Annotated in this window: 18 protein-coding genes; 12 read left to right on the top strand and 6 right to left on the bottom strand. The window is 59.1% G+C overall.

Annotation, left to right across the window (positions count from 1 at the left end; genetic code table 11):
* Positions 1-30: 30 nt before the first annotated feature.
* From BSP75_RS13625 to BSP75_RS13575, 11 genes are all read left to right on the top strand, one after another.
* A complete protein-coding gene (locus BSP75_RS13625; protein WP_075113554.1) occupies positions 31-981 on the top strand; it encodes a MoxR family ATPase in 951 nt (316 codons plus the stop codon).
* On the top strand, positions 972-1,874 hold the full coding sequence (locus BSP75_RS13620; protein WP_075113553.1) for a DUF58 domain-containing protein: 903 nt from the start codon (positions 972-974) through the stop codon (positions 1,872-1,874). The genes BSP75_RS13625 and BSP75_RS13620 overlap by 10 nt, the downstream gene beginning before the upstream one ends.
* Positions 1,859-2,398, top strand: coding sequence for a DUF4381 domain-containing protein (locus BSP75_RS13615; protein ID WP_075113552.1), 540 nt, complete (start codon positions 1,859-1,861; stop codon positions 2,396-2,398). The genes BSP75_RS13620 and BSP75_RS13615 overlap by 16 nt, the downstream gene beginning before the upstream one ends.
* Positions 2,395-3,387 carry a VWA domain-containing protein gene (locus tag BSP75_RS13610; RefSeq protein ID WP_075113551.1) on the top strand — a complete coding sequence of 331 codons (993 nt, stop codon included), beginning with the start codon at positions 2,395-2,397 and terminating at the stop codon, positions 3,385-3,387. The genes BSP75_RS13615 and BSP75_RS13610 overlap by 4 nt, the downstream gene beginning before the upstream one ends.
* Positions 3,378-4,832: a VWA domain-containing protein gene (locus BSP75_RS13605; RefSeq protein WP_075113550.1), complete on the top strand. Its 1,455-nt coding sequence runs from the start codon at positions 3,378-3,380 to the stop codon at positions 4,830-4,832. Before BSP75_RS13610 ends, BSP75_RS13605 begins: the two co-directional genes overlap by 10 nt.
* 20 nt (positions 4,833-4,852) lie before the next feature.
* A complete protein-coding gene (locus BSP75_RS13600) occupies positions 4,853-6,364 on the top strand; it encodes a BatD family protein (RefSeq protein WP_075113549.1) in 1,512 nt (503 codons plus the stop codon).
* Positions 6,365-6,377: 13 nt separating this feature from the next.
* Entirely contained in the window at positions 6,378-6,977 is a 600-nt protein-coding gene (locus tag BSP75_RS13595) for a sigma-70 family RNA polymerase sigma factor (protein WP_075113548.1), read from the top strand.
* The gene (locus tag BSP75_RS13590; RefSeq protein WP_075113547.1) at positions 6,970-7,749 is read left to right on the top strand and encodes a DUF3379 domain-containing protein; all 780 of its coding nucleotides are present in this window, start codon (positions 6,970-6,972) and stop codon (positions 7,747-7,749) included. The genes BSP75_RS13595 and BSP75_RS13590 overlap by 8 nt, the downstream gene beginning before the upstream one ends.
* A gap of 388 nt (positions 7,750-8,137) precedes the next feature.
* A complete protein-coding gene (locus tag BSP75_RS13585; protein WP_075113546.1) occupies positions 8,138-9,430 on the top strand; it encodes an outer membrane protein transport protein in 1,293 nt (430 codons plus the stop codon).
* A 252-nt stretch (positions 9,431-9,682) separates the two neighbouring features.
* A complete protein-coding gene (locus BSP75_RS13580; protein WP_075113545.1) occupies positions 9,683-10,951 on the top strand; it encodes an outer membrane protein transport protein in 1,269 nt (422 codons plus the stop codon).
* Between the two features lie 116 nt (positions 10,952-11,067).
* Positions 11,068-12,291: an EAL domain-containing protein gene (locus BSP75_RS13575; protein ID WP_042060457.1), complete on the top strand. Its 1,224-nt coding sequence runs from the start codon at positions 11,068-11,070 to the stop codon at positions 12,289-12,291.
* Here the strand turns inward: BSP75_RS13575 and BSP75_RS13570 are convergent.
* Entirely contained in the window at positions 12,288-13,463 is a 1,176-nt protein-coding gene (locus tag BSP75_RS13570; RefSeq protein WP_075113544.1) for a thiolase family protein, read from the bottom strand. The two genes, BSP75_RS13575 and BSP75_RS13570, sit on opposite strands and share 4 nt — an antisense overlap.
* A 122-nt stretch (positions 13,464-13,585) precedes the next feature.
* On the opposite strand from BSP75_RS13570, the gene BSP75_RS13565 reads away from it, so the two are divergent.
* Complete coding sequence (locus tag BSP75_RS13565; RefSeq protein ID WP_005360322.1) at positions 13,586-13,978, top strand: MerR family DNA-binding transcriptional regulator; 393 nt, start codon at positions 13,586-13,588, stop codon at positions 13,976-13,978.
* Positions 13,979-14,085: 107 nt separating this feature from the next.
* Here the strand turns inward: BSP75_RS13565 and rplY are convergent, their stop codons facing one another.
* The 5 genes from rplY to BSP75_RS13540 form a co-directional block, all read right to left on the bottom strand.
* Positions 14,086-14,373, bottom strand: coding sequence for a 50S ribosomal protein L25 (rplY, locus tag BSP75_RS13560; protein ID WP_033136429.1), 288 nt, complete (start codon positions 14,371-14,373; stop codon positions 14,086-14,088).
* Positions 14,374-14,489: 116 nt separating this feature from the next.
* A complete protein-coding gene (locus BSP75_RS13555) occupies positions 14,490-15,380 on the bottom strand; it encodes a hypothetical protein (protein WP_075113543.1) in 891 nt (296 codons plus the stop codon).
* A gap of 96 nt (positions 15,381-15,476) precedes the next feature.
* Positions 15,477-19,391 (bottom strand): ATP-dependent RNA helicase HrpA, encoded by a 3,915-nt coding sequence (hrpA, locus tag BSP75_RS13550; RefSeq protein ID WP_075113542.1) that lies wholly within the window; start codon positions 19,389-19,391, stop codon positions 15,477-15,479.
* Between the two features lie 240 nt (positions 19,392-19,631).
* Positions 19,632-20,054, bottom strand: coding sequence for a CBS domain-containing protein (locus tag BSP75_RS13545; RefSeq protein ID WP_075113541.1), 423 nt, complete (start codon positions 20,052-20,054; stop codon positions 19,632-19,634).
* A gap of 114 nt (positions 20,055-20,168) precedes the next feature.
* Positions 20,169-21,446 carry an HD domain-containing phosphohydrolase gene (locus BSP75_RS13540; protein ID WP_075113540.1) on the bottom strand — a complete coding sequence of 426 codons (1,278 nt, stop codon included), beginning with the start codon at positions 21,444-21,446 and terminating at the stop codon, positions 20,169-20,171.
* Between the last annotated feature and the right edge of the window lie 391 nt (positions 21,447-21,837).

Genomic DNA, 21,837 nt, shown 5'->3' with positions numbered 1-21,837 from the left:
CAACTTCCATAAAAACAACGGGTTTATCGCATGGCAGCGGCCGAGTTCAGCGCACTTAGGGACTATCTTGGCAGTCAGATTCTGGGACAGGAGGAGCTTGTCGAAGGGCTCTTAATCGCCCTGTTATGTGAAGGGCATGTGTTAATCGAAGGGGCGCCCGGTCTTGCCAAAACCCGCGCCGTCAAGGCGCTCGCTGGCGCCGTCGAGGGGCGCTTTGCCCGAATCCAGTTTACCCCCGACCTGCTCCCCGCCGATCTCACCGGCAGCGAGGTGTTCCACCCGCAGGATGCCAGTTTTGTATTCCAGCCAGGCCCCTTGTTCAACCATCTGGTGCTGGCAGACGAGATCAACCGGGCACCGGCCAAGGTACAATCAGCGCTGCTGGAAGCCATGGCCGAGCACCAGATCACCGTGGGCAAAAAGAGCTGGCGGCTGCCGCCGCTCTTTATGGTGGCCGCGACCCAGAACCCCATCGAGCAGGAGGGCACCTATCCCCTGCCGGAGGCTCAGCTCGACCGCTTTCTGCTCAAGTTGATGGTGGACTACCCGAGCCCCACCATGGAACTGGCCATCTTGCAGCTCAATGCCAGCGGCGAGCAGCTTGGCGCGGCGCCAGTGACCCTGAGCCAGACCACTTTGCAACGTGCCCGCAGCGAGGTGCTGGCGGTCACCATGCAAAGCCGACTGGAGCACTATCTGGTGGAGCTGGTCTGCGCCACCCGCCCGGGCAGCGGTCTGTGCCCGGCTCTTGAACCGCTGATTGCCGTGGGGGCCAGCCCCCGCGCCACACTGGGGCTGGCTCGCTCTGCCCGCGCCCGTGCCTGGCTCGCGGGGCGTGATTATGTGCTGCCGGAAGATATCCAGCTGCAAGCCTATCCGGTGCTGCGCCACCGCCTTATTCCCAGCTATCAGGCTCTGGCCGACAATCTGGATAATGACATCCTGATCGCCCAACTGCTGGATCAGGTGCCATGCCCCTAAATCCCGGTCTGCATCCCGATATTGCCCTGTCACTGCCACGGCTGCTCAATATCCGGCTCTGGGCCAATGCCAGAGCCAGACCGAGAGCAGGCAAAAGCAGCAGCGAACGCGGCAAACCGGGCCGCTCCCCCGGGCTCACGTTTCGGGAGCTGCGCACCTATCAGGCTGGTGACGAGGTGCGCCATATCGACTGGCGAGTGACGGCTCGCCTCGGTCGTCCCTATACCCGCCTCTATAGTGAAGAGCTGGATCAGGCGCACTGGCTGCTGCTCGATCTCTCTCCCGCCATGTATTTCGGCTCTACGCTGCAGCTCAAGGCGCGCCTGGGGTGCGAGCTGGCGGCAGCCCTGATCTGGCAAGGAATGAAGCAACACAACTCTCTGATCTGCCACGGGCTTATTCCCCAACACCAGAGCCAGCGCGGCAGCGTGCTGCCCCTGCTCGAATCACTCTGCCATCACTACCAGCAAGGGCTGGCACGACGTGCGCTCTCTCACTCGCTGGGCGACACCTTGTCCGGCCTGAAGCTGCCTCACGGAGCCAAGTTGACGATCATCACCGATCACAGGCCCTGCGAGTCGGCGCTCTGTCAGCAGCTGCAGCTGCTCTCGCGGCGCCACGATATTCACTATTGGCAGATCCGCGATCCCCTCGAGGCAGCCCTTCCCCGAGGCGGCCAACTGCCGGTGGCCATCGATCGGCCCGGGCAACACTATCAGGGCTGGCTGGATGGAGGCCATGCCGGTTTCTCCCGCCGCTACCGGCAATCCGCCGAGCAGCAGCTGGCCCACAGCAAGCAGCAGTTGCTGCCGCTGGTACAGCGCCTATACCTGCTCGATAACAGCCAGACGCTGCAACAACAGTGGCAGGAGGGATTATGTCATCAGGGATGATCTCCCCCGCCGAACTCGACAGCGCCAGTCCCGCCTCCGACGCCATCACTCCGCCACTGGCCGCCCTGATGCGCGACATTCACCCGGGGCCTGATCTAATTGAACAAGGTCTGGATCCTCGGGTGCAGGCGCTATTGTGGCTGCTGATCACCGGTTTCCTTCTGTGTCTGATCGTCCTGATTGCCCGGAGAGTGATACGTTACCGCCGCTGGTGCCGCCAGCTAGAGGGGGATCCGGCGCTGCTGGTGGCACGCATACAGGAAGCCCTGCGTCATGAAGCGCTACAACGCTGGCCCGAGGCGCGCCAACTGCAAGGAGAGGCGTGGCTCGCCTTTGTCGATCGTCACGGCGGCAGCGACTTCAGCCAGTTCGCCCCTCACTGGAGCAGTTGGCTCTATGGCAGCCAGAACCCGAGCAGCGAGCAGTGCGAACAACTGCGGCAACATTATCGCCGCTGGGGTCAAACCCTCTTCTTGCAGATCTCCCCCCGCTCGGGGCGCAAAGCCGCGCGGAGGCATTCATGATCCTGGCCTGGCCCTGGTTTGCACTGGCGCTGGTGCTGCCCTTGCTGGTGCGCTTCGGCTTGCCGCCCCTGCGCCACGGCTATCTGGCTCACCCCGGGTTTGCACTGTTACGCCCCCACGCCGGATTGCCGCTCTGGCGCGCTATATTGCTCTGGGGTGCCCTTATCCTCGCCCTCTGCCGCCCTCAATGGTGGGGAGAACCGGTGATCCAATATGAAGGGAGTCGGGATCTGCTGCTGGCGGTGGATCTGTCAGACAGCATGCGCACCCCGGATATGCTCGATAACGGCGAGCAGCAAGCGCGGCTGACGGCGGTGCGCCAGCAGATCAAGGCGCTGATCGCCAAACGGGCCGGTGACAGGGTGGGTCTAATCGTCTTTGCCGATCACGCCTACCTGCTATCTCCTCTCACTCAGGAGATCCCGGCGCTGTTGACCTTGAGCGACGAGCTCGATTTTGATCTGGTCGGCCGTACCACCGCCCTTGGCGAGGCAATCCAGCTGGCACGTCAACATGGGGATCCTGGTCGCCCCACTGCCCTGCTGCTGGTCACCGATGGCCGCAATACCGCAGGCAACGCCGACCCGCTGCAGGAGGCCAAACTCGCCGCGGCGCAGGGAATACGGATCTATACGCTGGGGGTAGGGGCCGATCCCGATACCTTTATTCAACCCTACGATGAGGCTGGCAGCGGTCAGGCCGATCCCAGCAGCGAACTGGACGAGCAGCTTCTTCAAGCGCTGGCGCAGACAGGCCAGGGACGCTACTTTCGGGCACGTACCCAGAGCGATCTCGATGCCATCAACGCGACCCTTAATGCCCTTGAACCGGCCCCCATGCCGGTTGCCCAGTACCAGCCGGTGAGCGAGCTCTACCCCTGGCCGTTGGCACTGCTTTGTGGCTTGCTGCTTCTGCCGTCAGGGCGCGGCAGGCTTGAGCTTCGCATGGTGCGTAACTGGCTGGCACGAGGCGCGCGCAGATGGAGCTGATCTTGCTCCGCCCCCTGTGGCTGATCGCACTCATCCCCTGGCTCTGGCAAGGGTGGCGCCATCGTCGCCAGCCGCCGCTGCTCGCACCTGCGATGCAGGCTTATCTGCTGCCCGCATCCCGCCCTCAGCGCCCCTGGCTCTGGCTGGCAACCCTGCCCGTGATTTTGGCCCTGAGCGGGCCGGCACTGCGCGGTGAGCTGCAACAGCAGCCTGCGGCGCCGCTCGATATCTGGCTGCTGGACTTGTCACGCTCGATGACCGCCACCGATCTCAAACCGGATCGGGCTACCCGGGTAAGATGGCAGTTGCAGCAACTGCTGAGCCGCGCCAAGGGCGAACGCATTGCGCTGATCCTCTACGCAGGCGATGCCTACCTCGCCATGCCGCCAACCCGGGATCATCAGGCCCTTTCGCTGCTGCTGCCCGACTTGCGCCCCGATATCATGCCGCTGCAGGGCAGCAACCCGGCACGGGCCGTTGAGCTTGCCATGAAGCAGATTGCTCCCGGTGAACAGGCGCGTCTGCTGCTGATCACCGACGACCTCACCACGAACCAGATGACCCAAATCGCCGCACTCTGGCCCTGCCAGCAGCGCCTTCTTTGCCGCGACACCAAGTCGGCACGCCTCGATATTCTGCTCGCCAGCAGCGGTCAACCGGCACCCATGCCCGCCATCCCGGCCAATGAGCTGGGTTTTGCTACCCGCTTGCCGGCACAACTGCCTGCCCCCGATAGTCAGGCCATGGCCGCGCTGGCCAATCGCCTCGGCGGTGAGCTGCAATGGCTTGGCAGCGACGTTCCTCGATTTGCCCCCCTCCCCACCACGACCTCGGCCCTCACCCCAGCGCCACTGGATCTTGGCCCCTGGTTGCTGCTCCCCTTGTTACCGCTCGCCTTGCTGGCCCGAGTCGGCGCTCGACTGATGGTGGCGCTGATGATGGGATCGCAACTGCTTGCACCGCAAGATCTGCAGGCAGCAGAGAGGGTGGATCTGCAAGCGATGCAGGCTTATCAACAGGGAGATTTTCAGCGGGCCGCTCAAAGCTTCAATGATCCGGTCTGGCGCGGCAACGCCTGGTATCGGGCCGGGGCCTACCGGCAAGCCATCGCAGCCTATCAGGAAGCGGCGAGTGCCACCGCCCACTACAACCGCGGCAATGCCCTGCTGCAACTGGGTGAGTTTGCGGCAGCCAAGGAGGCCTATCTGGCCGCCCTGGCGCTGGAGCCCGGCCATGAAGATGCGCTCTATAACCTCTCGCTGTTACAGGGCGGTGCGGCGGCCGCTCCCAACACCAGCAACAGCAGCAAGCAGCCCGAACCAGCGGCGGATCAGCAGGTGACCGCAATGCCCCTGCCACCCTCTCCCCCGGTGTTGTTGCTGGAGCAGCGACTGCGCAAAGAGGCACTTCGCAGGGACCTAATCAAGGTGGAGGAGCCCTGGTGACGCGGGCAGGATGGGGACTGTTGCTCGCACTGGCGAGTCCACTTTGCTGGGCCTTGCCCCCACGGGCAGAGGTGCTGCCGGGGGCCGACCCCAGCGATTGGCTGCTGATCATCGAAGCGGATGGCGAGCGCCAGAGTAGCGAGCTGGAGCTCACCCCCCTACTGCGCCAGTTTGCGGTGGGCAGAGTGACCATGAGCCGGGTCACGACCTCGGTACAACAACTGACTCGCTGGCAGATCCCGCTGCACCAGAGCAATTCACCCACTGATACAGAGGTGGTGATTGCCCCGCTCAAGCTGGGAAATGAGTTCACCCCCTCGCTCACCCTGCCACTGAGAGAGGCGAAAACAGCCGCGCTGCCACAGCCGGAGGCACCCTCGCCCCTCGAGATGCAGGCCAGCCTTGATCATCAGGGCCCGCTCTATCCCGGCCAGCCGGTGATCTACCGACTGATCCTGTGGCTGCCCACCAGCATGCAAAACCCGGCCCTGAGCGAGCTCAGCTCTGCCTACTTCACCATCCGTCGCCTCGGTAGCGATGAGTGGATCGCTCCCGCTCAGGCGGGTCTGCCCGGCAGGCTCACCCGCAGTTGGCTCGTTCAGGCAAAGGCGCCGGGGCTCTGGCACCTCGACTCACCCCGCTTGCAGGGGCGGCTCACGCAGCAAGGGGGCAAGGCGCAACGACTCTCGGCCCGCGCGGCACCACTCGAGGTGAGGGTGGACAAGGCCCCCGCCACGCCGGTGGCCACCCGGCTGACCCTGAGCCAACGGCTTGAACCGGCCACCACGGGCGAAGTGGGTGAACCGCTGATCCGGATCCTCACCCTGACCATGGAAAATGGTGACAGCGGCCAGATCCAGCTTGCCCCCCTGATGGCCCATCAACTGCCCACCGGCGTGCAGGCCCATCCCGATGGTGAGCAACAGCAGGAGCGTTACCGCGATGGCAAGCTGCTGTTTGAGCGGCAATGGCGCCAGACCCTGGTCGCGGAGCAGAGCGGCGACTATCAGCTCCCCCCCATTGACCTTCCTTGGTTTAATACCCAAAGTGGCCGGATTGAGCAGGCCAGCCTGCCCGCCATCAAGCTGACGTTCCAGCCAGCTACACGTTCGCAACCGGGTGATCAGCGCCCGCAGATGGCGCTGCGAGAGAGCCTTTGGTGGGTCGTACTGGCCCTGGCACTGCGTGCACTATGGCGCCACGGGCCCCGCTGGCACGCCTTCTATCGACTGCAGCACGCCCTTGGCCAACATCAGCCGGATGCCAGTCGCAAGGCGCTGATCCAGTGGGCGAGTTTGCGCTGGCAAGTCCCCTGTTATCAATCAGGCCAGTTGCCTGGCGCTGGGCATAATCGGGTCGGCAACGCGCTTGGTGAACTCGAGCGAGCCTGTTTTTCCCGGCCCTCTTCTGGCCAGCCCATCGAGTGGCGCACTCTGGCGCGTACCCTCAGGGCTGATGAAAGCGCCGGTATTGCGCACCTGATTTACCTGCTGGCGCACGGGGATTCTCGCTCCCGCCGCCACGCCCCCTGACAAGGATTGCCCTATGGCACTGCTGTTTTTTAGAAAAAAACGTGCTCGGCAGCATATTGGTGGAAATGATCCGGCCACTTCGCCGGTCTCTGATCCCATGGCTGACAAACAAACCAAATTTGAAGCACTGGTTCATGCACTGCACGGCGATCTCTACCGCTATGCCTATTGGCTGGCCCGGGATCCCAACGTGGCGGAAGATCTGGTGCAAGAGGCCTTCCTGCGTGCCTGGAAGGCGATCGATACCCTGCAAGATGACAAGGCGGCCAAGGGGTGGCTGATCACCATCCTCAGACGGGAGAACGCCCGCCGCTTCGAACGCAAACAGCTGGAGCTGGTGGATCTCGACGATCACCCTCAACCCCAGCATGATGTTCTGCACAGCGAACAGCAGATGGAGCACGAGTGGTTACACCGTCATATCGCCCGGCTGCCGGAGGAGTATCAGGAGCCACTGCTGCTGCAACTCGTGGGAGGATTCAGTGGTGAAGAGATCGCCGAGATGCTCGGCCTCAACAAGAACACCGTCATGACCCGACTGTTTCGCGCCCGCAACCAGATCAAGGAGGCGATGGAGCAGAAGAACCAAGCAAGAGGACACGGACATGGATGAACTCGAATTTCGCCGCAACGCCATGATCCAGCCCAACGATCAACAGCCGGACTTTCTCAAAGCCGCTGAAGCCAGCCAGGCCAATCGGAACTACCTCGACGAGATGAAGCAGTTCGACAGAAGCCTCAAGCGCGCCATGCAGGTAGAGGTCCCCGCCGGACTGGCCGAGCGGATCCTGCTCAGGCAAGCCATGCTGCAAGACAGTGACACGCAAGATGATATGCCGCCATCCCGACCCCTTGGTATGGCGCCAGTCAAGATCCGGACATCGACATCCTGGCGCCAGATCGCCCTGGCCGCATCGGTCGCCTTCCTGCTGGGGATGAGCACCCGCTGGATCACGCTGCCAGAGACGACGCCCACGGCTCTTTCCCTCGCACAAGTGGCCATGGCCCACGTCTATGGCGAAGCGCCCTTTATCCAGGGTATCGATGAACGGGTCAATTTACAGAGCATCAATGCCAAGCTGGAGATGTACGGAGCAACCCTGAAGGAGATGGATGGACTAAAGGTGACCTATGTCAATCACTGCTCGTTTTATCAGGGGCCAGCTTTGCATATGGTGATCAGGGGAGAGATGGGGCCAGTCACCCTCTTTATCGTGCCCAAACATGTCCCGCTAACCCTGCAACAGGCCAACTTTGAAGATGGCACCCTCAAAGGGGAGATAGTCCGGCTAAAAGGGGCCAATATGGTGCTGATTGGCGAGATGAAAGAGCCACTTGCACCCGTTGCCAGCGCACTACAGTCACAGCTGCAGTGGGCCATTTAACAAAGCCTGACCAGACCTGAATGACAGGCAGCCGTCACGAGCGGCAGCCTGTTTCCCACCGTTTCCCCCGCGTTGTCGCTCATTTGCCTCAAAATATCGAAAAATCGGCAAAATTATTTTTGTGACCTGGATCGGCAATCCAGGTCAATAATCCGCCGTTACCCTATGAAACTGATGAATTAAACAGCAAGTTAAAACAAATGATTAACACATCGATCACTTTTATGTATTCTGCTGTCACTGGTCTGATTTCTTACCTCCTACCAGATCCATAGAATCACGCCAGAATTGATTGGGAAGAAGCTGAAATAAAAACGGATTTTGTCGGGGTTTGCATTGAACGTGCAGCCAATATCGGCAAAAAAATCTGCCTACAAGAGAGAAAACCATGACGACAACTATTTTCAAGAAGAGCCTGATTGCCGCCACCATCGCGCTGGCCACCGGTCAAGTCCATGCTGCGGCATTCCAGTTGAACGAGCACTCGGCCTCCGGTCTGGGTCGCGCCTATGCCGGTGAAGCGGCTATCGCCGACAACGCCTCCGTACTGGCCCGTAACCCTGCAGCCATGACCACCTTCGACAAGATGGCGGTCTCTGTCTCCGGCACCTACATCAAACCGGATGTGGATGTGGAGGGCAAAATAGGGGGGGTTCTCCCAGCCAGTGAAAGTGGTATTGCGCCTGCCGCTTTCGTCCCCGCCTCTTATTTTATTCAGCCGCTGAATGACCAATGGGCTTGGGGCATCGGCCTATTTTCAAATTACGGCCTGTCTACCGAATATTCTGAGGCATTCAATGCGGGTTCAGCGGCAGGCAATACAGAGCTGGTCACCTTCAATATCAACCCTAATATTGCCTATCGTATCAACGAACAATTCAGCATTGGTGCAGGTATTAACGCTGTTTACGGTGCTGCGGAGCTCAACCGTTTTGCCGGTTTTAATCTAAGCGGGCTCCCGAAAGATACAAACGTCGCACATCTCAAAGGTGACACATGGGGCTTCGGGTGGAACGTTGGTACTCTCTATGAAGTCAACGAAAACCACCGTTTTGCTCTGACTTATCGCTCACAAGTGGATATGAGCTTTGATGGTGATTTTCAGGGCTCGACTGCCGGCGTAGCAGGTCTCCAGAATGGCAAGCCTGTATTTAAAACCGTAGATGGTAACCTGAAGCTGGATTTGCCAGCTCAGGCAGAATTTGCGGGTTATCACCGTCTTAATCCGCAATTTGCAGTTCATTACTCCGTCAACTGGACAGACTGGAGTGCGTTTGAAGAACTGAAAGCAACCAGCAGTGGCTGTAAAGATGGCGCAATTGTTGGCCAATGCTTGCAAAAACCCGAGAATTTTAAAGATTCCCTCCGTTATTCCATCGGTGGTACCTGGTATATCAATCCGGCCTGGGAAGCTCGTCTGGGCTTTGCCTATGACAATAGCCCGATCGAAGCCGAATACCGTAGCCTGAGTATCCCCGACTCAGACCGTATCTGGTATAGCGCAGGTGCCACCTACCACATCAACACCGATATGAGCGTTGACTTTGGTATGGCCTATCTGGACGGTAAAGAAGTTGACGTCAACGAAGGTCTGCCAAAACATGACAGCACTACTCGCTGGCAGGGTACTTCCCACGGCAACGCCTTCCTGGCCTCTGCTCAGTTCAACATGAAGTTCTGATTATTGATAAAATGGAAAGAGCGCCATCAGGCGCTCTTTTTTTGTCCATAAAATCCATTTCAGCGCACAGATGTAGCACACACGTGTTTATTTTTCTTTTTTAATCAAACTATTAGAGTGCTTCTCCCCAGCATTAAATCTTGTTTTGTCCTGAGACCCACCATGTCCGTTGCCTTGCTGGTCATACCATATAAAATCCTGCCTCCATTCATATGACCTATTTAACCTTCGGGTAACAGCAAGGATTTTGTCATGCATCCCATCATCAAACCGTCCGCGATCGCTCTGCTGGTGATCGCGGGTCAGACCCATGCCGCCGGGTTCCAGCTGGCTGAACAGTCCGCTACAGGCCTGGGACGCGCCTTTGCCGGTGAGGCCGCCATCGCGGATAACGCCAGCGTGCTCTCCCGCAATGCGGCTGCCATGACCCGCTTCAATCAGATGGCGCTCTCTGGCGGCGCCATCTATGTCAGTCCTGATGTCAATATTGAAGGCAACACCCGCTTGCCGACCAAACCCGGCATCGTCACTTCCGATGCCAGTGCACACGATATTGCAGCCGCGGCCTGGGTACCCAACGCCTATCTCATCATTCCACTCAACGAACAGTGGCGCCTCGGCTTCTCGGCAACCTCTTACTACGGTCTTGGCGTCAAGATGCCGGATAACTACAGCGCAGGCCACTTTGGCAATGTCTCAGATATCAAGACCATGGATCTGGGCACCTCACTCGCCTATCGGATCAATGAGATGTGGTCAATCGGTGCCGGGATCTCCGCTATTCAGGGCGAAGGCGAGGTCGGCGGCACCTTCCCCTCTCGCAACCTGATCGCAAAACATCTGCAAGGGGATGGCTGGGCATGGGGCTGGAATGTCGGCACCTTGCTGGAACTGTCGGAGCAAACCCGGATCAGCCTCTCCTACCGTCACGATGTCAATTTGACGCTCTCGGGTGACGCGATTGTGGGCCGACCCAATGCAGACGGCTCCGTTACCGAGCTCAGAGATACCGGCAGTCTGGATCTGCCACTGCCCGCGACGGCAGAATTGGCAGCATTCCATCAGCTGACTGACAAGCTGGCTCTCCACGGCAGCCTGAACTGGACCAACTGGAGCAAATTCGTTCAGCTGGAAGCTGATCTAAACAATTTGCAGAGCATGCATATCAAGGATGAGCACTGGGAAGATAGCTGGCGCTATGCCGTCGGTATGACCTATCAGGTCACTCCCCAGTGGCAACTGCGCTCCGGTGTGGCCTATGACGCCAGCCCGGTGCCAGCCGATCGTCGAACCATCTCCATCCCGGATGCCGATCGGCTCTGGTACAGTCTGGGGATGGGGTATCAGTTCACTCCCAACCTGACCGTGGATCTGGGGCTGACCCTGATCGATGGCAAAAAGGTGGATGTCACCGAAAAAATGGAGCTGCAACCGGGCAATCCGCTGACGACCTCCACCTTCCAGGGCACTTCCGAAGGGGATGCCTGGCTGGCTGGTGCACAATTGAGCTATTTCTTCTAACTTCCTGCCCTGTAGAAAAACGCTATGCCAATTATTGCCTTACTCAATAAGGTGAATACTGGCATAGTGTTCTGCAACACCATAAAATCAACCCAGTACCCATACTGGAGCAAGGCATGTATTCCTACGTAGCAAGACAGCCGATCCTCGACAGAGACCTCAATACCCATGCCTATGAGCTGCTCTTTCGCGATAGTCTGAATAATGTCTTCCCGAGTATCTCATCCCAGCAGGCGACATCACGCCTGGTGGTCGAACAGTTCCTGCAACAGAATATCGATCAGCTGTTGGGGGGCCGCCCCTGCTTTATCAATTTCCCCCACTCACTGCTGCTGGAGGGATTGGCAGAGTGCCTGCCGCCCGAAAAAGTGGTGATCGAAATTCTGGAAGATTCCCCACCGGATGATGCCCTGCTGGAAAAGGTGAAGCAGTTGCACACGCTGGGTTATCAGCTGGCACTCGACGACTTCACCATGTCACCGGATTGGGAACGCTTCCTCCCCTTTATCCACATCATCAAGTTTGATCTGCGCGCCACCTCCCTGCTGCAGATCAAGGTGTTTATCCAGCGGCATCAGACGCTGGGGCTCACCTATCTGGCGGAAAAAGTGGAGGACAAGGCAGAGTTCGAGCGGGTCAAACAGCTGGGGATCCAGCTGTTCCAGGGCTTTTTCTTCAGTCGCCCCGAGATGGTCAAACAAGCGACCATGGAGCCGGCGCAGGTCGTGGTGATGCAACTGCTCAATGTGGTCAACGAGACAGAGCCTGATATCAACAAGATTGAGCAGCTACTCGGGCAGGATATCTCCCTCTCCCTCAAGCTGCTGCGCTACGTCAACCACCTCAAAGGCCATACCAATCCCATCTCGTCATTTCGCCAGGCGGCCATTTATCTGGGCAACACCCAGCTAAAGCGCTTTGTCTCGCTGGTGGCAGCGACCAGCGCGGGCAAGGGCAAGAGCGCCGAGCTCTATCAGATGTCGATGATCCGCGCCCGATTCTGTGAGCTGCTGGCCCATGCTCACGCCCCGACCCAACAGGCACAACAGGCCTTTATCACCGGTCTCTTCTCCCTGCTGGATGTGCTGATGGAGCAGCCGATGGACAAGCTGCTGGGCACTATTCCCCTTATTGAAGATATTCGGCTGGCGCTGCTGGAACGCAAAGGCAATCTCGGTTTCTACCTCGCGTTTTGTGAAGATTACGAAAATGCCAACTGGTCAAGAGTCACGGCCAGAACCGCAAAGTTAGGGCTCAACGAGGATAAGGTGAGTCACCTCTATCTGGCCGCCACCACCTGGGTCAACGAACAGCTGCTGGCGATGGAAGCCACCGACTAATTCGTCGCGTCATTCACCTCGACCGCGATGGCTGTCGCCTCCCCACCTCCGATACAGAGCGCAGCCACTCCCCGCCGCAAACCCCGTTGCCGCAGCGCGGCGATCAGCGTCACCAGAATGCGCGCGCCACTCGCCCCCAGCGGGTGACCGAGCGCACAGGCCCCGCCATGCACATTGACCTTGTGATGAGGGATGCCGATCCCGCTCATGGCCAGCATGGTGACCATGGCAAAGGCCTCGTTGATCTCGAACAGATCCACCTCCTCCACCGACCATGCCAGACGCGCCAGCAGCCGTGAAATGGCGCCAATGGGCGCGGAGGTAAATTCGGCGGGCAATGCCGCGTGGCTCTGATAACCGACTATCCGTGCCAGCACAGGTACCTGCCAGGCTTGCGCCGTGGCGCCATCCATCAATATCAGCGCCGCCGCACCGTCCGAGATGGAGCTCGAATTGGCCGCCGTAATGGTGCCCTCCTTGCCAAATGCAGGCTTAAGGGTCGGGATCTTCTCCGGTCTGCCCTTGCCCGGTTGTTCGTCCTCGGCCAGCAACAAGCGATCACCGCGATAGATACTTGCCAGCTCGGATGCAAACGCGCCTGCTTGCTGTGCATCGCGGGCACGCTGCAACGACGCAAGGGCAAACTCATCCATGGCAGTGCGGGTCAAACCGGCCTGATCGGCGCTGCGCTGGGCATGTATCCCCATCAGCTGGCCGTCATAGGCATCTTGCAAACCGTCGAGGAAGAGGTGATCCAGCACCTTTTGATGCCCCATCCGAAAGCCGCTGCGGGCATTATCCAGCAGATAGGGGGCACGACTCATGCTTTCCATCCCCCCCGCCACCACCACCCGGTTATCCCCCAGACGAATGGTATCCGCCGCCAGCATCACCGCCTTCATGCCGGAGCCGCACACCTTGTTGATGGTGGTAGCGGGCACACCATCTGGCAGCCCCGCTTTCAACAGCGCCTGCCTGGCGGGCGCTTGCCCCACGCCCGCAGCCAGCACATTGCCCATAAACACTTCATCGACCTGCTCCGGACGCAGCCCGCTTTGCTGCAGTGCCGCCTCGATGGCACAGGCTCCCAACTCAGGCGCCGTTACCTCAGCCAATGCCCCCTGAAACGCCCCCATCGGAGTCCGTTTTGCCGCCACAATTGCAATATCCATTTGCCAACCTCTGTTTGTTACATGGCCATAACATAGGGGTTCTGACGCGATGGAACAAGAGTTGCAGTGCAGTTTACGTTTAGGTAAGGTGCAGACAGGATTTAGTTCGCCAAGAAGTCTGTATGAACAACAAGGATGAAGGACGGCGCTTCAGCATCAGTGAGCTGGCCCGGGAATTTGATATTACAACGCGCAGTATCCGTTTCTACGAGGATCAGGGGTTGCTCAACCCCGCCAGAGAGGGACAGACCCGCATTTATAGCAAGCAGGATCGGGTTCGCCTCAAGCTCACCTTGCGCGGCAAGCGGCTCGGGTTCAGCCTCGCCGAGATCCGCGAGCTGTTCGATCTCTATGATGCCGACAAGAGCAGCCGCACCCAGTTGCAGACCATGCTGGGACTGGTTGAGGAGAAACGGGAGACACTGCAACAGCAGATGGAAGATATCAGGATGGTGCTGCTGGAGCTGGATGCCGCCGAGCAGCGCTGCCAACAGGCGCTGAGCCAGCTGGGATAACCGGCTTGCGGTAGCTGATCAGGTAGTCCTTTCAGCCCGCTCACCAGATGCCAGATAGCAAAAAGCCACTCCTGAGAGTGGCCTTTCTTCAACCTGACGGTTCGCTATTAAACGCGAACGAAGTCCAGGTGGATCAGCTTGTAACGTACCGGGTGACGCTGGATAGCTTTCACTTTTACGTTAACTTCTTCACCGTTGATAACCAGAGTCAGTACAGACTCATAGAATTCCGGCTTCTCTTGAGCCAGAACCATTTTCTTGTGGTCAACAGTGATGGACAGGGCTTCTTTGCCTGCACCGTAAACGATGGCAGGAACTTGGTCAGCTTGACGCAGGCGGCGGCTCGCACCTTTCCCCAGGTCAGAACGGACTTCAGCTTGGAATACGAAAGACATAGTGTGTATCTCTTTTGGATGAATTTATGGTGCTAACTGCGACCGGTCAGCACCTCGCAAAACGAGCGCGAATACTACCACGGGCCAAATTCGGATACAAGGTACCGACTCTGCATTTAGCGCCCCTGCTCCAGCCGGGCAAATTGCTGCTGACGCTGGGCCGGGCTCAGGGCATCAAACTGCGCCAGGGTCTCGGCACGCGGGCAGTAAAGACCCTCCCCCGTTCTGACCCGAATGCTCTTGCCAAGCCGTGGTTGATTCTCCGCTACCAGCGCCAGCAAATAGCTGTAGGTATCGACCCCCTTGGCACTGGAGAGCTGATTGGCAATGCGCCACAGGGTCTCCCCCGCCGCGACCTGATGACACACGGTTTGTGGGCCGCCGGCTGCCGGATCCGAGAGGGTGAGCATGGCGTCACTGCCAGTGGATAAGCTAGCCGTACTGCTGGCGAGCGCCATCCCCCCCCCAATCAACGCATCTGCGCCAGTCATCCCCGCGGTGCGAAACGTCACGCCTAACTGAGCCAGCAGAGGTTCGCTCTCGTCGGTGTCGGTGTCGGTGTCGGTGGGAATATCGACACCACCGAACGCGTCTTGGGGTGTTCGGAACTCGGCAATAAAAGGCGCGATGGATTGCGCGCTATAACCAGGGAAACCACTGCCCTGCTGCACGATTGCACCCACCGCAACCGCCTGGCCCGGTGCTACCCCGTAAGCCATCTCATCGATGCGCCGCAGCCTTGCCAGATAAGTTTTGGAGAGCTCTGCCTCCCCCTCGAACAGATCGAAGGGAGGCACCAGCCGGGCGGGAAAGAGGATCTGCCAGCGACCATGCTTCTGCTTCTGGGCCAGCGGCGGGAACTGATTGCCACGCCAGGCCACAAACATCGCAGGCGGCGTGCGCGCCAGCGGGTAATATTCCGGGTTCAACTGCACCCAGGTTTGTTCCGCGATGGGTTGGTAACCGCTGATCACCACCTGCGCCACACTCAACCAGATCCCCAGCATCCTTGCCTCCCTGACTTGCGGTTTGAAGGGCGCCAGCTGCCTGGCAACCCCTTCTCATCACGCGCTATCGTGCTGTTAAAACAGTTAGATAGCAGCTTAGCACTGAGCGATGGCGTTAAGCACCCGTTTATCGGAGACCGGATACGGAGTCCCCAGATTCTGGGCAAAGAACGACACCCGCAGCTCCTCGATCATCCAGCGGATGTTGGCTACTTCGGCCGGGATCAGCTGGGATTTGGGGATCTTGGCCAGTAGCGCCTTGTACTCGGACTCCACACTCTGCACCTTGAGCATGTAGACCCGATCCCGGTTGGGATCGATGGCCAGTTTCTCCAGACGTCGCTCGATGGCACGCAGATAGCGCAGCAAGTCAGGCAGTCGCTGCCAACCGGTCTCGGTGACGAAGCCCTTATGGATCAAATTGCTCAGCTGCAGCTGGATATCCGACATGGCAAAGGCGGTGTCGAGCTGCATCTTGCCCTTGAGCCGCTTCTTGATCTCATGGGAGAGGGTCAGCACCGCTTCCACCTGCTTGGCCACCTCCACCACCGCATCGTTGAGCTCGGCGCGGACATACTCCTTGAGCGCCTCGAAACCGGCCTCGTCCCAGGCCAGCCCGCCATGCTGCTCGATCAGCTTGTCGCAGCCACAGGCGATGCAGTCGTCAATCAGCTCCGCCACCTTGCCAAACGGGTTGAAGTAGAGCCCGAGCTTGGCCTTGTTGGGCAGCTTCTCCTGCAGGTATTTAATGGGAGATGGCACATTGAGCAGCACCAGTCGGCGCTGGCCGGCCCACATCAGCTGTTGCTGGGCCACCGGGCTCTCTACCAACTGGATGGAGACCGAATCTTTCTCATCCACTAGTGCCGGATAGGCTTTCACTTCAAAACCACCGCGCTTCTGGCTGTACTCCTGGGGTAGCTCGCCAAAGCTCCACAGGGTGAGGCCGGACTGCTCGATATCGTCGTCTGCCACTTGCGACAAGGTCTCCTGCACCTTGCCGCGCAGGGATTCTTTCAGCGCCTCCAGATCTTTGCCTTCCGCCACCTTCTTGTGCTTGTCATCGACCACCCGGAAGGTGAGTTTCAGGTGATCGGGCACCGCAGCCCAGTCCCAGGATTCGCGAGGTACAGTGACACCGGTCATGCGGCGCAGTTGGCGCTCCATCTCGTCCAACAGCGGCCCCTGCTCCGGGTTGAGGGTGGCGAGCAGCGCGTCGGCGTAGTTCGGCGCTGGCACGAAGTTCTTGCGCATCGGCTTTGGCATCGACTTGATGAGGGCGACCAGCAGCTCATGGCGCAGCCCGGGGATCAGCCACTCAAACCCTTTCACTTCCACCTGATTGAGCAGCGGCAGCGGAATATGCAAGGTCACGCCATCCGCCGCCTCCCCCGGTTCAAACTGGTAGCTCAGCTTGAGCTTGAGTCGCCCCTGCTGCCAGAAGTTGGGGTAGTCGAGATCGCTGATATGGGCGGCATCCCCCTTCATCAGCATCTCTTTTTCGAAGTTGAGTAGCTCGGGATCCTGCTTTTGCGCCTCTTTCCACCACTTATCGAAGTGGCGGGCTGAAATCACCTCCTCCGGCAGGCGGGCATCGTAGAAGCGGAACAAGTCCTCGTCATCCACCAGAATGTCCCGACGCCGGGATTTGTGCTCCAGCGCTTCCACCTCGGCCAACAGCTTGCGGTTATCGCTGAAGAAGCGGTGGCGGGTCTCGAAATCCCCCTCTACCAGCGCGCGGCGAATAAACAGCTCGCGGCACAGCGCCGGATCGAGGCGGCTGAAGTTGATGGTGCGCTCATTGACCAGGGTCAGGCCATAAAGCGTCACCTTCTCCTTGGCCATCACGGCGCCATTTTTCTTCGACCAGTGGGGGTCGCTGTGGTGCAGCTTGATGAGGTGGCCTGCCAGCGGCTCCACCCACTCGGGCTCAATCTTGGCGTTGATGCGGGCGTAGAGGCGCGAGGTCTCCACCAATTCTGCGGCCATCACCCACTTGGGCGGCTTCTTGAACAGGCCCGAGGCCGGGAACAGGTGGAAGCGGCCGTTGCGGGCGCCAAGGAACTCGGGCTTTTCCAGATCCTTGTTGCCGATGTGGCTCAAGAGGCCGGTCAGCAGCGCGCAATGTACCGTCTTGAAATCCGCCGGTTCATGGTTGGCTTTAAAGCCCAGCTCTTTCACCGTCTGGCGCAGCTGGAAATGAATATCCTGCCATTCGCGCACCCGCAGGTAGGAGAGGAACTCCTTCTGGCACATGCGGCGGAACGGGTTGCTGCCAAGAAGATCCTGCTGCTCTTTCAGGTAGTTCCAGAGGTTAACGAAGGCGAGGAAGTCGGAATCCTTGTCTTCAAAGCGTCTGTGTTGCTCGTCGGCGGCCTGCTTCTTCTCCATGGGCCGCTCGCGGGGATCCTGAATACTGAGGCCCGCGGTGATCACCATCACTTCGCTCAGGCAGCCGGTTTGCGCCGCCGTGATCACCATCTTGGCAAGCCGTGGATCAAGGGGGATGCGCGAGAGCTGGCGACCGGTTTCGGTCAGCTGTAGTTTCGGCTCCTGATCCCGGGTGCCAGGCAGCTCTTTGACCGCCTCCAGCTCTTTGAGCAGGGTCAGGCCATCCTTGATATGGCGCGACTCCGGCGGCTCGACGAACGGGAACGCCTCCATGTTGCCAAGGCCGAGCGCCAGCATCTGCAGGATGACGGACGCCAGGTTGGTACGCAGGATCTCGGGGTCGGTAAAGGCCGGGCGGTTGTTGAAATCCTCCTCGGAGTAGAGGCGAATACAGATACCGTCCGCAACCCGGCCGCAGCGACCCTTACGCTGGTTGGCGCTGGCCTGGGAGACCGGCTCGATGGGCAGGCGCTGTACCTTGGTGCGCCAAGAGTAGCGGCTGATGCGGGCGGTGCCCGGATCGATCACGTAACGAATGCCCGGCACCGTCAGCGAGGTCTCCGCCACGTTGGTGGCCAGCACGATGCGCCGACCTGCGTGTTGCTGGAACACCTTGTTCTGCTCGGCGTTGGAGAGGCGGGCGTAGAGCGGCAGCACCTCGGTATCGCGCAGGTTGAGCTTGCGCAGAGCATCGGCAGTATCGCGGATCTCCCGCTCGCCGTTCATGAAGATGAGGATGTCCCCCAACCCTTCCCGGGCCAGCTCTTCAACCGCATCGAAGATCCCCTGCAGCTCGTCGCGCTCCTCCAGCCCTTCACTCTTGTCGCTGCTTTTTTTATCAACAAACAGGGGGCGATAACGCACATCCACGGGATAGGTGCGACCGGAGACCTCGATCACCGGCGCCTTGTTGAAATGACGGGAGAAGCGCTGCGGGTCTATGGTGGCCGAGGTGATGATCACCTTGAGATCCGGGCGCCGTGGCAGCAGTTGCTTGAGGTAGCCCAGGATGAAGTCGATGTTGAGGCTGCGCTCATGGGCCTCATCGATGATGATGGTGTCGTACTGGGTGAGCATCCTGTCGTTCTGGATCTCCGCCAGCAGAATACCATCGGTCATCAGCTTGATGTGGGTCTGCTCGCTCACCTGATCGGTAAAGCGCACCTTGTAACCCACGTAGTTGCCTAGTTCTGACTCCATCTCTTCTGCGATACGGGCCGCCACGGTACGGGCCGCCAGACGGCGCGGCTGGGTGTGGCCGATAAAGCCCTTCACTCCGCGCCCCAGCGCCAGACAAATCTTGGGGATCTGGGTGGTTTTGCCCGAGCCGGTTTCACCGGCGATGATCACCACCTGATGCTCACTGATCGCTTTGGCGATCTCCGCCTGCTTCTGGCTGACCGGCAAATTGTCCGGATAAGTGACCTTGGGTACACCGGCCAGACGGGACTGGTAACGCGCTTGCGCGGCATCAAGATCAGCGGAAATGGTCTCAAGCACGGCGGCCTGTTTGCCTTCAGGCAGCTTCTTGACCCCGTGCAGACGGCTGGAAAGGCGGCGGGCGTCGAGATTCATGCAGGCAGAGAGACGGCGGCGCAGCGCCTCGATAGAGAGAGACAAGGTACGAATTCCTTAAATAGGTGCCCAGAGGGGCCATATCGATAAGCTGGGAGCGATCCTAAAGAGCGAGCGGAGACGGTGCAAGCCTTAACGTAGCGCAATACATGGGAAGACAGAGAGATTGGCCGATCCTCATACATGGCAAAACAATTATTGTAAGATGGCATAACATCTATAAAGGCTGCGTCTGAAATAACCAAGGCAAGCCGCAGCTTGCCTTGGGAGAGAGGGAAAACAGGGTTAACCGTGGGTGTGATGGACAAAACAGGTGGTGAGCTGGGCGTGAATCGCTTGTATTACGTTGTGACGATTGATAACACCGAGCAGGCGTCCCTCCTCCACCACCGGATAGATCTTCGGCTTTTGCCCCATCATCATCTCGGCCAGCGTCAAAATGCTGGTATCGGGCCTCACCGTCAGCACCTCTTTGCGCATCACATCCTTGACCTGTGCCACCTGCTCGCAGTGGTAGGCCTCCTTGAGCATCACGGCGATACAATCCTGCTCGGAGATCCAGCCGATCAGATGGCCCTTCTCATCTACCACCGGCCCACCCAGCTGATGGCTGTTCAGAAATTTTTCGACCGCAGATTGCACCATCATGTCGGCTGTGAAGGTGATGGGTCTGCTCTGCATATAATCCTTGGCTTTTAGCGATTCCATATCTGTCCCCTAATGGTCATTCAAGCTCTCTTCTACATACCGATACGGCATTCTGCACGGCTTGTTCCAAGCATAGCTGGCTCACTGCAAGATGGTTCAGTGACCAACCCTCCCTCAACATATTGCATGCACCTCCTCGCGAGTCGGGATCGCCGCCATCATCATCTGCGGCAGGTGGTCAGCCAGCACCGCCACTACGGCGGGATCGACCCGTCCCTGATCCGCCAGTTGTTGCAAAAAGGCCAACGCATCACGAGCTGGCAACCCGCGTCGGTAAGGTCGGTCCTGCACCATCGCCTGAAAGATATCGGCCACCCGCAAAATACGCGCTTCCGGCGCCATGGCGGATGCTGGCAGATGGAACGGATAGCCCTCCCCGTCCGGCTCCTCATGGTGATAGGCCGCCCAGCAGGCAATCTCTTCAAAACCCTCGATGTGGCGCAGGATCTGGTAAGTCTCGAAGCTGTGGGCCTTGATAACGGCACGCTCCTCTTTCGTCAGGCTGGCAGGCTTGTCGAGGATTTCATCCGGTACCCTGAGCTTGCCCAGATCGTGCAATAACCCGGCGATCTCCAGCATGTCGCAGTGAATGGCACCCACCCCCATCTGTTCCGCCAACGCACGAGACAAGCGACTCACCCCGAGAGAGTGGGTCATGGTAAAGGGGCTCTTGGCATCGACGATGCCGGAGAAGATCCGCGCCAGCGCTTTCAGCTCCCCGTTCGAGGTCAGACAGGGCTCTCGCACCTGCAACATCTCCAGCATGTAGTCATTGATGGATCTAGCCTCCAACTGCAACCAGAATGCCTCCGAGCAGGATGCCTTGAGGAAGGCATCCACCAGCTCTGGGGCAAAGAACTCGTCACGACAATCCTGCAGCCGTGCGCGGATCTCGTCGGTGTGCATCAACAGCGAGCCGTCAGCGTAATGAGGGGCAGCCAGCGCATCACAGCGATCCACCAGAAAGATCAGGTTGGCCTGACGGGCAACCCTGGAGTCCACATCGGCCATCTCGCGCAACAGGTGCCAGTGGGTATGGTGATAACGGATAGGCAGCGCCAGCGGGGCCAGCAAACGGAAATCCTTGAGCAGCTGATACCCCACCTCGCAGTGGCGCTGGGAGGACTCCCAGTCGAACTCGCTGACCAGATGGTGATGGGTGATGGTCGAGGAGACACCGATATCATGCAACACCCCCAGCTCGAACAGCAGACAGCGCTCGGCGTCACTCATCCCCAGCCCCCGGCTGCACTCGGCGGCCATGATCCCGACGCGTTTACCGTGGGCCACATCGCCAATGCCCACCAAGTCCAGCGAGGCTGACAGGGCATAAACCACCTGTCTGAGATCTACTTGCAACGAAAAGGGGGCTGCGCGTTGTACTCTGTCCATGATCCGTATCCCATGGGATGTGATAGTTGAAGGTTGGAGTCGTTTTGCTCCTTACTGTCTATCAATTTAGTCAATAGCACGCGCCTTTGCCTCACCCTTTTCGGCGGATATCGGCCCCAACATTCACAAACTCGCACTCACACTGAAGCTCACAGCTTGCGATAAACCGCATTCTCAATCTGTCCATTATTTTTCAGTTAAATAATGAACGTGCCAGGCCGCCTGTTCGATGGCTAACTGACTCATATTTAAAAACGCGGGCGAGCTTAATAAACCACCACCCTGCTTTGCTTAAGTGTCAGTTAATTTAAATTAAAGTGTCGCTCTGGCAAAAATACCCAATAAACACGGCTGTTTATTTCCCCTGATTTGAATACCGCTTTATTACCCG

Source organism: Aeromonas sp. YN13HZO-058 (genome assembly GCF_001921245.1).
GTDB lineage: Bacteria > Pseudomonadota > Gammaproteobacteria > Enterobacterales > Aeromonadaceae > Aeromonas > Aeromonas allosaccharophila.
The sequence above is the reverse complement of the archived record's forward strand: the minus strand, read 5'-3'. Positions and strand labels throughout refer to the sequence as shown.

Bases quoted from the DNA above. Each gene is read 5' to 3' on its own strand.
- BSP75_RS13625 (WP_075113554.1), top strand. From the start codon at position 31: ATGGCAGCGGCCGAGTTCAGCGCACTTAGGGACTATCTTGGCAGTCAG.
- BSP75_RS13620 (WP_075113553.1), top strand. From the start codon at position 972: ATGCCCCTAAATCCCGGTCTGCATCCCGATATTGCCCTGTCACTGCCA.
- BSP75_RS13615 (WP_075113552.1), top strand. From the start codon at position 1,859: ATGTCATCAGGGATGATCTCCCCCGCCGAACTCGACAGCGCCAGTCCC.
- BSP75_RS13610 (WP_075113551.1), top strand. From the start codon at position 2,395: ATGATCCTGGCCTGGCCCTGGTTTGCACTGGCGCTGGTGCTGCCCTTG.
- BSP75_RS13605 (WP_075113550.1), top strand. From the start codon at position 3,378: ATGGAGCTGATCTTGCTCCGCCCCCTGTGGCTGATCGCACTCATCCCC.
- BSP75_RS13595 (WP_075113548.1), top strand. From the start codon at position 6,378: ATGGCACTGCTGTTTTTTAGAAAAAAACGTGCTCGGCAGCATATTGGT.
- BSP75_RS13590 (WP_075113547.1), top strand. From the start codon at position 6,970: ATGGATGAACTCGAATTTCGCCGCAACGCCATGATCCAGCCCAACGAT.
- BSP75_RS13585 (WP_075113546.1), top strand. From the start codon at position 8,138: ATGACGACAACTATTTTCAAGAAGAGCCTGATTGCCGCCACCATCGCG.
- BSP75_RS13580 (WP_075113545.1), top strand. From the start codon at position 9,683: ATGCATCCCATCATCAAACCGTCCGCGATCGCTCTGCTGGTGATCGCG.
- BSP75_RS13575 (WP_042060457.1), top strand. From the start codon at position 11,068: ATGTATTCCTACGTAGCAAGACAGCCGATCCTCGACAGAGACCTCAAT.
- BSP75_RS13570 (WP_075113544.1), bottom strand. From the start codon at position 13,463: ATGGATATTGCAATTGTGGCGGCAAAACGGACTCCGATGGGGGCGTTT.
- BSP75_RS13565 (WP_005360322.1), top strand. From the start codon at position 13,586: ATGAACAACAAGGATGAAGGACGGCGCTTCAGCATCAGTGAGCTGGCC.
- rplY (WP_033136429.1), bottom strand. From the start codon at position 14,373: ATGTCTTTCGTATTCCAAGCTGAAGTCCGTTCTGACCTGGGGAAAGGT.
- BSP75_RS13555 (WP_075113543.1), bottom strand. From the start codon at position 15,380: ATGCTGGGGATCTGGTTGAGTGTGGCGCAGGTGGTGATCAGCGGTTAC.
- BSP75_RS13545 (WP_075113541.1), bottom strand. From the start codon at position 20,054: ATGGAATCGCTAAAAGCCAAGGATTATATGCAGAGCAGACCCATCACC.
- BSP75_RS13540 (WP_075113540.1), bottom strand. From the start codon at position 21,446: ATGGACAGAGTACAACGCGCAGCCCCCTTTTCGTTGCAAGTAGATCTC.